Annotated in this window: 14 protein-coding genes; 5 read left to right on the forward strand and 9 right to left on the reverse strand. The window is 37.0% G+C overall.

The annotated features are described in order from the left end of the window. Positions 1-131: 131 nt before the first annotated feature. A complete protein-coding gene (gene trhO / locus EV197_RS01900) occupies positions 132-1,163 on the reverse strand; it encodes an oxygen-dependent tRNA uridine(34) hydroxylase TrhO (protein ID WP_130285044.1) in 1,032 nt (343 codons plus the stop codon). Positions 1,164-1,666: 503 nt separating this feature from the next. Between trhO and recA the strand changes: the two genes are divergently transcribed. The 4 genes from recA (at position 1,667) to EV197_RS01920 (ending at position 5,254) form a co-directional block, all read left to right on the forward strand. Continuing rightward, a complete protein-coding gene (recA, locus tag EV197_RS01905; protein ID WP_130285045.1) occupies positions 1,667-2,674 on the forward strand; it encodes a recombinase RecA in 1,008 nt (335 codons plus the stop codon). A gap of 134 nt (positions 2,675-2,808) precedes the next feature. Beyond that, positions 2,809-3,231 (forward strand): hypothetical protein, encoded by a 423-nt coding sequence (locus tag EV197_RS01910; RefSeq protein ID WP_130285046.1) that lies wholly within the window; start codon positions 2,809-2,811, stop codon positions 3,229-3,231. Between the two features lie 20 nt (positions 3,232-3,251). Next, positions 3,252-3,803 carry an RNA polymerase sigma factor gene (locus tag EV197_RS01915; RefSeq protein WP_130285047.1) on the forward strand — a complete coding sequence of 184 codons (552 nt, stop codon included), beginning with the start codon at positions 3,252-3,254 and terminating at the stop codon, positions 3,801-3,803. Further along, positions 3,800-5,254 carry an outer membrane beta-barrel protein gene (locus EV197_RS01920; RefSeq protein WP_130285048.1) on the forward strand — a complete coding sequence of 485 codons (1,455 nt, stop codon included), beginning with the start codon at positions 3,800-3,802 and terminating at the stop codon, positions 5,252-5,254. The genes EV197_RS01915 and EV197_RS01920 overlap by 4 nt, the downstream gene beginning before the upstream one ends. 4 nt (positions 5,255-5,258) lie before the next feature. On the opposite strand, the gene EV197_RS01925 is transcribed toward EV197_RS01920, so the two are convergent. Then, complete coding sequence (locus tag EV197_RS01925; protein WP_130285049.1) at positions 5,259-6,002, reverse strand: lysophospholipid acyltransferase family protein; 744 nt, start codon at positions 6,000-6,002, stop codon at positions 5,259-5,261. Between the two features lie 134 nt (positions 6,003-6,136). On the opposite strand from EV197_RS01925, the gene trpS reads away from it, so the two are divergent. Continuing rightward, positions 6,137-7,105: a tryptophan--tRNA ligase gene (gene trpS, locus EV197_RS01930; protein ID WP_130285050.1), complete on the forward strand. Its 969-nt coding sequence runs from the start codon at positions 6,137-6,139 to the stop codon at positions 7,103-7,105. Positions 7,106-7,144: 39 nt separating this feature from the next. Here the strand turns inward: trpS and EV197_RS01935 are convergent, their stop codons facing one another. The 7 genes from EV197_RS01935 to EV197_RS01965 all read right to left on the reverse strand — a co-directional run bounded on the left by EV197_RS01935 (position 7,145) and on the right by EV197_RS01965 (position 15,442). After that, complete coding sequence (locus tag EV197_RS01935) at positions 7,145-8,584, reverse strand: aKG-HExxH-type peptide beta-hydroxylase (RefSeq protein WP_130285051.1); 1,440 nt, start codon at positions 8,582-8,584, stop codon at positions 7,145-7,147. Continuing rightward, complete coding sequence (locus EV197_RS01940; RefSeq protein ID WP_130285052.1) at positions 8,574-9,407, reverse strand: hypothetical protein; 834 nt, start codon at positions 9,405-9,407, stop codon at positions 8,574-8,576. Before EV197_RS01940 ends, EV197_RS01935 begins: the two co-directional genes overlap by 11 nt. Further along, a complete protein-coding gene (locus EV197_RS01945) occupies positions 9,388-10,587 on the reverse strand; it encodes a radical SAM protein (protein WP_130285053.1) in 1,200 nt (399 codons plus the stop codon). Before EV197_RS01945 ends, EV197_RS01940 begins: the two co-directional genes overlap by 20 nt. Before the next feature lie 18 nt (positions 10,588-10,605). Next, positions 10,606-13,299 carry a hypothetical protein gene (locus tag EV197_RS01950; RefSeq protein ID WP_130285054.1) on the reverse strand — a complete coding sequence of 898 codons (2,694 nt, stop codon included), beginning with the start codon at positions 13,297-13,299 and terminating at the stop codon, positions 10,606-10,608. A 195-nt stretch (positions 13,300-13,494) separates the two neighbouring features. Then, a complete protein-coding gene (locus EV197_RS01955) occupies positions 13,495-14,118 on the reverse strand; it encodes a hypothetical protein (protein ID WP_130285055.1) in 624 nt (207 codons plus the stop codon). A gap of 99 nt (positions 14,119-14,217) precedes the next feature. After that, positions 14,218-14,925, reverse strand: coding sequence for a hypothetical protein (locus EV197_RS01960; RefSeq protein ID WP_130285056.1), 708 nt, complete (start codon positions 14,923-14,925; stop codon positions 14,218-14,220). Between the two features lie 121 nt (positions 14,926-15,046). Then, positions 15,047-15,442: a hypothetical protein gene (locus EV197_RS01965; RefSeq protein ID WP_130285057.1), complete on the reverse strand. Its 396-nt coding sequence runs from the start codon at positions 15,440-15,442 to the stop codon at positions 15,047-15,049. Between the last annotated feature and the right edge of the window lie 3 nt (positions 15,443-15,445).

The raw sequence follows: 15,445 nt of genomic DNA on the forward strand, positions 1-15,445 counted from the left end.
TTTTATATTGAGATTTACTCGTTTACTAAAAACGGAAAATACAGTTCTACATTTACTACTTACGCAGTATCCTAATGGTTAAATATACTATGAAATTCTAATACTCCATAGGATATTTACGGTTTTCAATTTTATTTTTTGTAGATCAGTGCTTCTGATCTTCCTTTTTTGAAAATCTTATTACTATTTTGTTTTCCTCTGCGCAATGCTTTTTGTTCTTCATAAGGTAATCTATTGATGGTAACACACTCGTCCGAACAACAGTTTTCCATCTTTTGAGCACACTCCTCACATTGAATAAATAGCAGGTGGCAGGCTTCATTAGCACAATTGACATGGGTATCACAAGGCTTACCGCATTGATGGCAGTTGGAGATCACTTCTTCACCTATTTTCTCTGCCCTTCTATGGTCAAAAACAAAATTTTTACCTAAAAATTTATTTTCTAATTTACACTCTTCAACTTGGCGTGCATATTCAATAATACCACCTTCCAATTGATATACGTTCTTGAACCCTTTGTGCTTGTAATAAGCACTAGCTTTTTCACATCGAATACCACCAGTACAATACATTACCAGTTTTTTGTCTTCTTTATGCGGCTTTAGGTCTTCTTCAATAATGTCCAAAGAATCTCTAAAGGTATCCACGTCTGGTGTGATTGCATTTTTAAAATGGCCGATTTCACTCTCATAGTGATTACGCATGTCAACTAAGATCGTATTAGGATCTTCAATTAGTTCATTAAAGGTTGCTGCATCTACGTGGACTCCCTTATTGGTTACATCAAAGGTCTCATCATTTAAGCCATCGGCTAAAATCTTGTCTCTAACCTTAATTTTTAATTTCAAAAACGATTTATCGTCTTGTTCACGAGCTATATTAAGACGTACTCCTTCTAAAAAAGTAATACTATCTAAATGGGTTTTGAACTTGTTAAAATTTGGAGCTGGTACTGAAAGTTGTGCATTAATACCTTCTCTAGCAACATAAATTCTACCCAGAACGTCCAATTCGCTCCAATGAATAAATAAATGATCTCTGAAAATTTGAGGGTTTCCTACGTGTGCATATTGATAAAAAGAAAGCGTTAGCCGTTCTAGTCCGGCCTCCTCAATTAATGCTTCCCTTTCTTTTGCACTTAATTTGTTGTACAGTTGCATGCTATACCTTCGTTTTAAGTTAAAAGAAATAAAATTAAGCTGCAAAACTACTAATACCTGCTGAATGTGGCAAGATTTACCGACGCGTAGTTGCATAAAAAAATGCTGTGGTAGTTTTACCACAGCATTTTTTGGCCAATTCGTTACTAATATTTTAATTTATTCAATATCTAAAATATTCTTAACGAAGCTAGCCACCTTCAACAATACAGCTACTTACATATGTACCTGCATACGAATCCGGGTTGTTTGATATGACTCTTTTAAGAAACTTCATATATCTCCCTTCTTCATTTTTGTTCTGATTGCTTTCCCTTTAGATGTAGTACATTCAAAAAGGTTGCGTACTGATCTTCCTTTTTATGGTAAAAGTCAACAAATAAATTCTTTGCAGAATTTATTTGTTGTTAATAATCAATTGAAAAACGAGCTAGTAACTCTAAAAAAGAAACACTACTTTAGCAAACATTATTTACGATATATCAACAAAGATTTAAAGAAAAATGAGTTCGGAAAAAGATGCAAAATTAAAGGCACTTAAGCTAACCCTAGATAAATTAGACAAAGCCTATGGTAAAGGTACTGTGATGAAAATGGGTGACAGTGCTGTACAAGAAGTTGATGTGATATCTACAGGTTCTCTAGGGTTAGATTTGGCACTTGGTGTAGGTGGCTATCCAAGAGGGCGAGTGATAGAAATATTTGGGCCAGAATCCTCTGGTAAAACGACCTTAACCTTACACGCAATAGCGGAAGCACAGAAAGCTGGTGGTATTGCAGCATTTATTGATGCAGAACATGCTTTTGATCGTTTTTATGCTAAAAAGCTAGGGGTTAATATTGATGACTTAATTATATCGCAGCCAGATCACGGAGAGCAGGCTTTAGAAATTGCCGATAACCTAATTCGATCTGGTGCAATAGATATCATAGTGATTGACTCGGTAGCTGCGCTAACACCAAAAAGTGAAATTGAAGGTGAAATGGGAGATTCTAAAATGGGGTTACACGCTCGATTAATGTCTCAAGCACTAAGAAAACTAACGAGTTCCATAAGCAAAACTAATTGTACGGTTATCTTTATCAACCAGTTAAGAGAAAAAATTGGTGTAATGTTTGGTAACCCAGAGACTACCACTGGAGGTAACGCGTTGAAATTTTATGCTTCTGTTCGATTGGATATTAGACGATCTGCACAAATTAAAGATAGCAATAGCGAGGTGCAAGGGAATAAGACTCGAGTTAAGGTTGTTAAAAATAAAGTAGCTCCGCCATTTAGAACTGCAGAGTTTGATATTATGTATGGCGAAGGGGTTTCTAAAACTGGAGAGATTATTGATATTGGTGTGAACTATGAAATAGTTAAGAAAAGTGGTTCTTGGTTTAGCTATGAAGACACCAAACTAGGTCAGGGGCGTGATGCCGTTAAAAATCTCCTTAATGACAATCCTGAGTTAATGGAAGAACTTGAAGGTAAAATAAAAGAAGCGATTAAAATCGTTACAGAATAAAACGAATTTAATTACCATTTAAAAAATCCTGTCCTTTGACAGGATTTTTTTATACCTTAAACGCAACCTTAACGCTTTTGATTCATCTAATCTATAGAAGATTATATGTTTTAAACTAAATTTTGATTTGATCCATGAAAAGAACCACCTTTCTATTGCTTTTGTTTGTGATGTTAGGAGTGTCTTCTTGCTTCGATGATGATGCTGATGGGACTCGTTTTTATTATGAGTTAATACCAATAGAAGCGGTAGATATCCCTAATCAATTTGTCAGTGGAGAAACCTATACCATAACTACCTCGTATTACAGGCCTTCGACCTGTCATAGCTTTTCTGGCTATGATTATAACAGGATCGGCAATGAACGAACAGTATCAGTAGTTAATGTAGTTGTTGACCGAATGAATTGCGAGGATATAGAGCCTACGCGTTTTACGGAAGCCTCATTTGATTTTTTTGTTGGTGATGAAAGCGCATACGTCTTCAGATTTTGGAATGGAAGAAATGATGAAGGTGAAAATGAATTTATTACGATAGAAGTACCCGTAATCCAATAGCACATCTAAAAATATACTGAGTGAGTTTAAAAAGACTCATAAAAAAATGCAAAAAGCAAGACATTAAAGCGCAAGAACAATTGTACCGACTGTTTGCAGGTAAACTATTTTCGCTTTGCCTTAAATATTGTACTAATTATAGCGCTGCTGAGGATACCTTACAGGACTCCTTTATCACTATTTTTGCCAAAATTGATCAGTATAAAGGAAAGGGATCTTTTGAAGGGTGGCTTAAACGAATTACAATTAATACGGCGCTTCAAAAGTATCGAAAACAAAAAGTTTTTGATATTGTTGATGAAGACCTCATCATCGATACCGAAGTAGCCGTGGAAGAAGATGAAATTAGTTTGAACTACTTATTACAGCTGATCCAAGAACTTCCGGATAGATATCGATTGGTATTCAACCTGTATGTTCTTGACGAATATTCGCACAAGGAGATTGCTAAAATGTTAAACATATCGGTAGGAACTTCAAAATCGAATCTTGCTAGAGCACGACATATTTTAAAAGAAAAAATAGAAACAAAACAACATAGTTATTTTACTACAATTAAGGTGGAAGGATGAATAACAACAAAAATTTAGATAGACTTTTTCAGGAAAAATTCAGGGATTTTGAAGTTATGCCAGATGAATCTGTATGGAAAAGAATTAAGGCCCATCAACAAAAGAAAAAAAGAGGTTTTTTAGTCCTACCGCTATGGTATAAAGTAGCAGGAGTTGCCGCTGCTTTAGCGATAGTATTCACGCTATTTTATACAAATTTTAAAGAAGAAAGTACTCCGAGCTTAGTGGATACTCCGAAAGAAGAAGTCCCAAACGATATTTCTAACAAAAATAATACGAGAATAACATCTGATACTAAAACAAAACCAGAAGCTAGGCCAAAAACTACTGGAGGAACTGAAACAACAACTTCTAATGGCAAAACCATTAACCGTAATGACAATGCGACTGCCCAAACTTCGTCGTTATCTACGCCTGATAACATAAGCAAAAACCATACTAAATCCACTTACGCTGCAAACAAGACAAACGAAAATAACTTCACAGAAAGTGGAGCAACAGGTACCAAAAACAGTTTAGCTGCTACTCCTGCAGTTGATCAACAAATTAAGCAAGACAATGAAGATGCTACTACTGGAAATACTTCAAGCAGTTTAGCCAGTACGACACCCCTAGTAAAAAAGGATGAGGAGGCAGCAGCAAACGCATCAACACTTGATGACAAAAAATCCATTTTTGATGCGATCAAAGAAAATAAATCCAAACCAACCGAAAAGGTAGCTAATCGCGATAAAAAATGGAATGTTTCACCCATTCTGGCTCCTGTTTATTATGATCATGAAGGAAACGGATCTTCGGTTGATTCTCGCTTTTCTGACAATGGTAAAGCAGGACAACTTAATCTGAGTTATGGGGTTCAACTAGCTTACCAATTAAGCGATAAGCTAAGTGTAAGAACTGGTTTAAGCAAGGTAGATCTAAGTTATAATACCAAAGATGTAGGTTTTAGCCCGACGATTTCCGGCCAAAATCTAAAAAACGTAGATTATAATGCCAACGCCAATGCCATCTATATCACAGATCTGGATCCCAGTGGAAGTACTTCATTGGCAAGTGATATAAATAGTGAAGTCGTTAGCGTAAAACAGAATGAAGGACTATTAAATCATAGATTTAATTACCTGGAAGTACCTTTAGAATTAAAATATGCCCTGTTGGATAATAAAATAGGGCTAAATATGATAGGTGGGATTAGTACACTTTTTCTACAAGGAAATGAGCTATCAATACTTTCTGGTGACTTCGTAACACCTGTAGGACGAATTAATAACCTAAACGAAGTTAGCTTTAGCGGTAATCTTGGAGTAGGTTTAGACTATAAGCTAACCGATTCGTTCTTAATCAATGTTGAACCCATATTTAAATATCAGTTCAATGCGATTGATGACAATGAAGGTAACTTTAGACCTTACTATTTTGGGTTGTATACAGGAGTAAGTTTTAAATTTTAACCGCTTAGCGCTCCAAATCCTTTTGTAAACTGTTTAAAATAATTGCTCTGGTTTTTTCTTTGAGAGATCTTTTGTCATTTTGCGTAAGACCCACAGTGGGTATTTCTTTGTGAATCAGCGCCCGCATTTTTCCGGGACTGCAGGTAAAAAATTGATACGAAAACCGTTTTTTGTTATCGTAAAACGTCAAAGGTAAAATTGGAATTTGATGATCAATAGCTAATCGGAATGCTCCATCTTTGAACTCATCCAAAACCAGTTCCAAATCATCCGGCACTCCACCTTCAGGAAAAATACATATGCTAGTACCTCCTTGCAATCGAGCGTGAGCCCTATCAAAAACCTCTTTTCTACTTCTTTGACTGTTACGATCCACCAATATACACGTCCTTTTGTAGAAAAATCCAAAAATAGGAATCTTTGCCAGTTCTTTTTTACCTACAAATACAAATGGATGATCTACACAGTGCAGCATGAGCATTATATCTGTCATCGAAGTATGATTAGCAACCACCATATAACTTTTTCCTGGTAATACCTCTTCATTCGATTTAACTTTGGGTATAAAGCCCATTCCGTATAACACAATTCTGGCCCAAACCCTGGCTAGTGTAAAGAACTGAGGATACCATTTTTCGGTAGAAGAAAGTATCAATAGTATAGGAAATAATACAATGATAGGGATTGCCACCAATAGGTAGAACCATATGCGATACAGTATAATAAGAATGCCTCGTAATATGAACATAGGCTCAAAAATACACAATTGCTTTGACCTATGTGAACAAAAAAGTACCTTTGCGCTCGTAAAATGAACAACAAGTGTCAGTATGTCTTTGTTGTGAATATGACAAGTCAATAAAACTCATTTAAAAGCCTATTATGTCTCGAATTTTGACCGGTGTGCAAAGTACAGGAACTCCGCATTTAGGGAATCTTCTTGGTGCCATTATCCCAGCTATAGAAATGGCTAATCAACCTGATAATGAATCGTTTTTGTTTATTGCTGATATGCATTCCTTAACTCAGATTAAAGATGCTGCTACTCTACGCGATAACACCTACTCCACTGCTGCTACCTGGTTAGCTTTTGGACTAGACATTGATAAAACTGTTTTTTATCGACAGAGTGATATTCCACAGGTTACGGAATTGTCCTGGTATCTAAGTTGCTACTTTCCGTATCAACGATTGACATTGGCCCATTCTTTTAAAGATAAGGCGGACCGTCTAGAAGATGTAAATGCAGGATTGTTTACCTACCCTATGCTTATGGCTGCAGACATCCTGTTATATGATGCAGAGATCGTACCGGTAGGAAAAGATCAATTGCAGCATCTTGAAATGACCAGAGATGTTGCCTCTAGGATTCATAATCAAGTTGGAGAACTATTTGTTTTACCTGAAGCTCAGGTACAGCAAGATACTATGTATGTTCCCGGTACCGATGGCGCAAAAATGAGTAAGTCCAAAGGTAATATCATTAACCTATTTTTACCGGACAAAAAGCTTCGTAAGCAAATAATGACCATACAAACAGATAGCACTCCGCTCGAAGAACCTAAAGATCCAGATACTTGTAATGTTTTTGCTTTGTATAAACTAATCGCTACTCCTTCGCAAACTGCAGCAATGCGTGCTAATTATGAAGGAGGTAATTATGGGTATGGACACGCTAAACAAGCTTTATATGAGCTGATCATCGAAAAGTATGCCATCCAACGTGAAAAATATAATTACTATATGCAAAACCTCAATGAAGTAGATGAAGCACTTGCCGTAGGGGCCAAAAAAGCTTCAGACATTGCCAACGCGGTGTTGCAGCGAGTTCGCGAAAAGATGGGGTATTAGGTAGTACCCCAAAGTTAACATAGAAGTTCTTAGTATTCATTATGCAATAGTTTGTATAAGTTCTTGTAAAGCTTCTGTTTCAATCCTAGTTGAATCATAGGTAAAGTTTGACAAAGTGCGATAGGATGGATGATATAATTGTTGATACAATTCAGCTCTTGATCGTTGAGAGTCCTCTTGTTGTAGAAACGATACTGCAGATTCAATAGGTAAATTAGGTCTTGCATAAATCACTTTTGCCCCTAAATCTCTATAAAATTGCAAAAGACGATTTAAAAACGATGAATTAGTAAAGAAACTATGCTCTGCGCTTAAACAAAGGATTTTATCTGATTGTTCTGTAAGTAAAAAATGATGGAGTTGAAGTTGCATAAATTCAATTTCTTCAAGATCTAAAACCCCAGTATTCATCCAATTTTGTAGCATTTCCTGAGTTGAAAATTTAGTGCTATTCCTAAAAATCTTTGCCACCTCTTCAGAACCGTATAATGCTATTTGCTTCTTTTGTATCACCGCAGACTTAGACCAAATTTCCAAACATACTTCTTTACTGTATACAATGTCTTTTTGACCGTGTTTTGCCAATGAGGAAGCCAACTGGTATTTCTCAGGGCTATCTGGACCTATAATCACTATGGGGTTATTTTTTTTCTGTTGTATTTCCTTTTTACAAATGTTTAGACAGCTATTGATCTCATCCAAAGCCCAAGGAATAAAGCTGTTTACAAACGCTTTACCTTGATCCGTAAGTTTTGCATTTTTGGAAATGATTTCAATACCCTTTTTAAGACGAAGTGCATTGTGAAGCATTAAACTTAATAGCGTGTTTTTTAGATTTGGTTTTTGCTGGTATAAAATGCGATCTAGTTTAAGCACGTGTGTAAATGCATAAACGCCATGAAAAAGTGCAGCCATGGGTCTGGGAATATCTAACCGAATCGGACTATCAAAAAGCTCTTCATCACCATTTATAAACAAGGGTAACTTAGATTCAAAATGTTGGCCTAAACAAAACAATTTATTATGCGCCATCTCGTGCACCAAGGCCTGAGCTAACAACAAGGGGTTATGTACGGTTGCCCAGATTGCTCCCAATGTATTTTTAGGCTGATGACTGTTTGACCCTGCATAATCTTCGGAGTCTACAACCCCCTTAATTAAAACCGGATTAAATGCTGTAATCAATGCTCCTATTTGGTGATAGGCTTCTGGCCAAAGCTTCAGTAGTTCTTCTGCCTTTTTTATGCTAGGATGATCGAATGGAGCGTGTTGAAACTCTTCTAAAAAAGATGCGGGCCAATCAAAATGACGCAATGCCGTGGTTCCAAAAATGGTAGGTTCACCTGCAGTAGCAGCTGCCGTTTTAACAAATGAGGTATCTTGACTATAGTGTAAAAATAAATTTGTATCACTACTATCTGGCTGCATTACAGCCATTTTTTCCCAATCTTGTAATCGAATTGCTGTATTAACTTCCATGTTGTAAACCTGCTTTAAATGATTTAGAGTCTGAGACCCTTAGAAATGATTTTTTGCGATACGGGAATCTCTTCCCTGATGCTCCTTCTATCGGATAAGAGGATCCATCTAGCTGCACAGTATATGCGATGGGTGTAGCATCTGTATCATAAGCCAGCTTAACTACCGGGGTTCTCAGTTCGCAAATCCCATGCATTACAGACCATTCCACTGGCCAGCTGTAGATTTCTTGTAACCAATTCAATTCTTCTACAAAACCATAGCTTTCCATATTTTCGAACAAAAGATCAATTTGTTTCCTTTGGTTTGAACAATCCAGACAACATCGATGCTGTGGACCTACCGTGACGATCAATTTTTGAAAAAAAACACTACTATCACTAGTCTCAGGTAGTTTTATCAGTTCCTCTTCCTGGACTATCCCATGCGTTGTTAAGGCTGCCTGCCAAATTTGTTCTTTTTGAGAATGTTGCCTAGCTCTACGGGTAGCTACAATACAACAACTACTGTTTTCGCTGGTAACACTTAATTGATGGGTCAACCTTATTTCGTAAAATACCGGCCCTGTTTCGGTTTTTTTACCTAAAAAGACAACTTCAAGGTCAATTGGTAGTTCCTTAATCCGATCAAGTATTTTAAAATACATAGCGCCTTCTACTATCAGGATAAATGACCTGCACTTACTATCCGTAATCATACGTATTGTAGTATCGATAATCGCATTATCTACTTTAACAAAGCGAGTAGCCCATACGTTCTCTGCGGCATCACTTACCCAGGCTATCGTTTTAAACCCAGGAATATTATACGCTAGCTGTTGCATGAGATTGTTGTTTTTGTTGAAGAGCTACTTTAGTAAGTAGCATTTTTATCGATGGATTTATTCCATTACTCCACCCTTCGACAAGTTTAGCCTCTATAAAAGAACGGATAGGATGTGTTGATAAAGGTGTTTTACCCTCGGCTACCATTTGATCTTCCGTGATTTGAAATAGCGATTTCCAAACTTTGCAGTGTTCGGTTCTATTACGCCAGTCTCCTACTAAAGAAGTGCCGGGGCAATGCCCTTTGCACATGGCAAAGAAGCGACAGCCTTTACAGCCTCCATTTTCTTGTGGAGTATTATATAAGGCTAGGTAACGCGCATAAGTGGGTAAGCCTGATTTTACAAAATCGATACCTTCTTTATTGGTCCTACCACAGTTACTGCGTTGTCCATTACCTTCAACTCCACGAACAGCAGAGGTGGTATAAGGATCACACCCCGTCCAAACACAACTTACCCCGTGATCATCAGCACTCATTAAGTTTCTAATCTCTCTAAAAATGTCAAATTTTAGCTGATGAAGTTCATCTTCTAACTGATGAAAAAATAGCAAGGTGTCGATATTTTGTTGCTCACTTAAATGATATACCGCTCTAATACTTTCGCTTTCTACTTCCATAAGATGTAATCTAGCCGATCGCACTCCCATTCTATCTAATTGCTTGATCCACTCCCCCATTTGATGACGCTTTTCTGCAGTACCCACATTACCTCTGTGGAGTGTGATGATAATAGAAGGTTGTAACCCTTCATCGCACAATTTAGTAATGGCATCCTCAGATTGTTGCGTCATTTTTCGAGTACGCTCTAATGAACCTGCCCATCGTACGTCATTCAGCGCTTTAGGCCCATCAATAGATACACCAACACTAACTTTATATTTCTTAAATAATGCAATATGTGCCTGTGTAATAAGTGATCCATTGGTCTGTATGGAATTTTGTCCAAATTGCTGCAGCCCCCAGGCCCATAATTTCTCAAGATCTTCTATAGGCACCATGAGCGCTTCTCCACCAAAAAGAGTAAAGTCCTTCCCTTCTTGTAGAATTGCCTTCTTCATTTTTTCTATGTCATAAGGTTTCTGGGTTGAATCCTCCACATCTCTTTGCGGATGCTGATAACAATACTGACAGGCGATATTACATTTGACCCCTAATGGTCTTACTTCTACTCCCATGTGTTCTTAATTTTGAGATTAAATACCTTTATCGACATGGGTTCCGGCATCCTCGTGCTTATCGGCATGGATACCGATATGCAATATATCTCCGTGTATCCCTACATTAACTCCACCGTGAACCGTAGCATTAAGGTGAGCGTGCAAGCTGATATCTGAATTCAGGACCATATTACTATTCACCCCTACATTGCCACTTACTCCTAAATCACCACCTACAAATGCTGCATCTAAATGTTCAGAAACGTTTATTGGAGGCGAGGTAGCATCCGCATGCGCTGCTGGTGGCATCATCATATCAAAATGCTGACTGGGATCAATATCAATAAGCGTTACATTAAAAGCCGGTGTGGATACGCTTTTACTAACATCTAGATCCGCATGCTCGCTAAAATGATGTCCACCTACGATAGGTAGATCCGCGTGCTTATCTGCATGCACATTGACCAAATGTCCTAAGTCCGCGTGGAAGCTCTCTGAAGGTATACCAGGAGCAATTTTTATAGGAAAATCTACAGTACCATCCACATGATAACTATCTGGTAATTTTGCCAGCGCCTCAAATAGTTGTGGAATTGAGGTTTTATATACGTGGTATAATACATTGACCACAAAGGCTCCTCCACTAATGAGTCCTTTACCTAAAACACTAATATAATTGGTCACATCGGCAAAGTAACTTGCAAAGATAGATGTAGCTTCTGCTACAATTTTTTGTTCGATATGCTGTGCAAGGTTACCTAAGTCTCTAAGATTAGTACCTACATCAAATTTAAACCCAAATTTTTCGCCATTAAAATCAAAACTGGCATCTACCAAAGCTGACAATGCTCCATTGATAAACGATACCGATAAAGTACCGGTCATAGTATCGTTAATAGTAATAGTTCCTAAATTTATTCCACCTATTGTTATTGAAGGTTTTGCATTTATTCCTATGGAAAGACTACTATCAAAAGACATCTTGGTACCCCCGTCCTTAAACTTTACATCTATCTTATCTTCCAAAAATCCAAGATTTGACTGCACGTGAATATCTAAAGCAGTGGGTGATACAGAAGCATCAACCACTTCTTCCATCCCTAAAATTTCAGCATCTACACTAACATCAAAGGACTCAACTGTAGTATCAAAATCAAAATAGGCACCTCCTGCTTTTACATCGTGTCCAGCCTGTCCCTTACCTGTTAAGGATATAGAACCATCTAATAGATTAATGGGGTCAATGCTCGCCTGCCCTTTTATACCCGTACCTTGGTTAATCATTAATGCCGAATAGGTATGGAATCCCCAAAAATCAATAGCCGCGTTATACCCTATACCCACCTGGCATTGTGTGCCATCTGGTAATTGCTGTGCCTTATCACACCAGTAAAACATAAGATCTTCAAAACTGAATTCACTTAGTGCCTTTGGCAAGGTTATGCCGCTATCAATTACTGAATTAAAAATTACCGGAAGACTCAGGTTTTTAGTTTCACAATACAGCAATGACGGATTAGGAAGATCGTCCGTAAATTCCATGGTAATGGCAAACTTTTCATCGAGTTTAGTTTTAGCCTGTCCTAAAAGGAATGCTCCTTCTAAGGTAATACCTGCACCTGTTTCAACACCAAAAGAGACATCCAATCCAACACCAACGTCTTCTAAGGTGACACCATAAAAGTCAAATGGATATATGATTTCTGTATCGCTATTTAGTGTGGCTTGTATGGTGCCTGTTCCATCAGAATAGGTAAATGAAATAGCTCCGGTAACCTGAATTTCATTTACATCTGGTTTTGCAGGAATTTTTATTGGTAACTCCAAGGTACCTTGTAAACTAATAGACGGTGTCGAGGTTATATCCATTTCGATCCCTGATAATTGAATCTTGGAATAGCCAGGTAAACCAAAAGATTTTTCGATAGCTGCCTTGACTTCAAAACTAGTTTTCGTCAAGTCGATACTGATTTGTAAAGGAATGTTTTGTAAGCTTTTTGACATTTCATTAGTCAACACTTGCAGTGGCGTTTTACCTGCATTGGCTTGTAATGCTAATGTGGAAACAAATTCTACTCCGTCGACTACTCCAGTAATTCCAACAATTTTGAGTTTATCATCCTTAAAATCTGAAATGACAATAGCAGAATCTGAAAATTGCAGATCATTAAATACAGTTAGTGTACTATCAATTTTTGATAGATTAAAGGCTTGCGAAACTCCAATTCCTAAAGCTGCGCCCCATGTACCCGAATTATTTTTTACAAATAGCTCTACTTCTCCCCAACTTGTTTTGGCGTCAAGATCTAAAGAATACTTCTTATCTGTTGTATTAAAGTTTGTATTAAAGCTTATACTAGTCACAGAAAGCCCAGACAAATTAGCAGGTAAGGTGAAGGTTTTAGTTAAGAAATGCTTTACCATCGTATTTACGGTGGATAAATCCTTTGAAGAAGCTCCTAAACTCCACGTAATACTGCCGTCACTTTCTTCAGTAAATCCCCAACTCGCGGTGAGGTGAACGCCGAATAAAATAAAATTACCAGTCAACGTTACTTTAGATCCCGAACAAGCAACCGTAGCATTGCTAAAGGTTAGTTTATCCGTTTTTAATACGTTTTTGATAAAGTCATCTACGGTTACAGCTGTAACTAAGCTATTAGGAAAAGTAATGGCACCTTTACCGGTGGCATTTTTTAATTCCGAGCACAAGGTTGCTATATTGCTCATAAGATTTTGATTTGTGTGAATGATTGGTTTTAAGGTTGAAAAAGAGGCAATTAAAAATAGCTACTTGTTTCATTTCACTAATTTCGGGTAAACTAGTTGATATAAAAAAGGGTATTTATACGTATTTTTTACGGTGATGCCACAACACAAAAAATCCCTCAACCGAGGGATTCTACCAACCATTTTATAAGGTGCTTATCTTTCAAAGCCTTTTTCTACCGCCAGTATTGCGTTAAAGGTTCCATTTTCTTCATTGGCAATAACAGGATATCTACCTGGCTGTACCACATTGCCGTGTAACCCCAATTCTCTAGACGTTTCTGCATCCAGTATCATCGCTTCTTCTAGCACTAGAGTATTCCCTTTAAAAAAGCCTTCTTGCTGATAGAACTGTAATCCTGCGACGGCTTCGTTCAATGCAAAAGGAACCGCCTGTTCTTCTGGATTAATTTTTAACTCTAACTTATCTCTAAATGATAGAAATTCTCTTGGATTGATTTTTTCATAAATAATCCAGGGATCCAAAATATCTATCCAACAAGGAATTATATAACAAGGATCAAAGATGATATCTGGTATGCAGATTCGATAAATCTGACAGATACTCGGAAAACCAGAATAACATCTTCCACTTATTTTTAATCCTCTCTTTACATAATAATAACATATTCCGCCATGAATTTTGGCTAATGTACTTTCAAGATCAACGATCTCTTCATCTATAGATTGTACTTGTTGTTGTTCATCGATTGTTTCTTTATCACAAGCGCTTAACAGGCATAGCGTTACTAACGCTACTATTAAAAATGAATTTTTCATAATAATTAGGTTTTAAGATTAAAAAAATCCCCTAGGACCAGCGGTTGGTTTGCTGGTCTTAGGGGAGTATATTGTTTAGGATACTTCTTAGCGTGGGTATTATCCTTTACTTAGTCTGATTATAATGTTAAAAGTACCTTCTTTTTTATTATAAATCACGGGGTATTTACCTGATTTTATGAGGTTTAAACCTGTATTTAGCATTTTTGACATCTCCGGATCTAGTTTAATGTTATTTTTTAACTTAAAATAAATATTGGGTTGCGGGTTTGGTTCTCCACTGACGTAATCAAGATTATATGAAACTGCCATATCTTTAATTGCAGGATGCTCCTTGTACGTCTGCAATACAAGTAGATTTTCAGTTAATCGAATAGGTACCATTTGTTCTTTAGGATTAAGATCTATTGGATACCTGTCTTTAAATGAGACCAGGTATTCTGGTTTTAAGAACTTCAATACTTCCCAGGGATCTTGAATGTTCCAATCACAAGGTATGATCTTACACGGATTTACTAAGATTAATGGAGGCTCTATTTGTATAAATGGATTGGGTAGACAATCCATAATTACACAATTATTCAGCGGATCGTATTGACAAGTTGCCCTTCCGGATACCGGGTGGGTAACTTTCTTGGCATATAACTGTAAGGTAAATCTGCAGAATTCTCCAGAGGGTCCTTTAGCTTCTATTTGCTGTTCTACAGCAGTTTGGTTTTCTTCAACTTCTATTATAGACTCTTCTGTACAAGAATAACATAAAAGTATTAGCAAAGTGATACAAGTGATTGATTGTGTTGTTTTCATAATACATAGTATTTAGATTAAAAAATGAGTGTAGTGCTAAACGATGCACTAATGACTAAACATCTTAGCCACCGTACTCATTAGTGTAGCTATGTATTAAAAAGTAAACCTAGGAAATCATTTACTTTACCAAAACACCTCTCTGATCTAAGACCGGTAATTCTTGCATGGCATTTTCGTTAATGCTATGCTTTCTGAAGATGTATTTTTTATCATACAATTTACCCTCTGCAAAGAAGGTTACCGTAAATTCATTGGTAAAGGCTAGTAGCTCTTCTTGAATAACTTCAATTTTAGCAGCAGATTTTGCGGCAACCGTTCCAAGCCCATGGCGAAGAAGAGACGTTTTTCTATCCCCTTGATAGCCTTTGGTAACGACAAGTACACCTTCAATAGGTATTTCTTTATCGTTAATCAAATAAGCATTCCAATCTTGGGATAAAAACTCAGCATTCCATTCGTGCACTACCGCCACGTATACATCTTTGACAACCGGTATTTCTATATCTTTTTTCAAAAG

The sequence above is a fragment of the Aquimarina brevivitae genome (genome assembly GCF_004216895.1).
In the GTDB taxonomy this organism is placed as follows: Bacteria; Bacteroidota; Bacteroidia; order Flavobacteriales; family Flavobacteriaceae; genus Aquimarina; species Aquimarina brevivitae.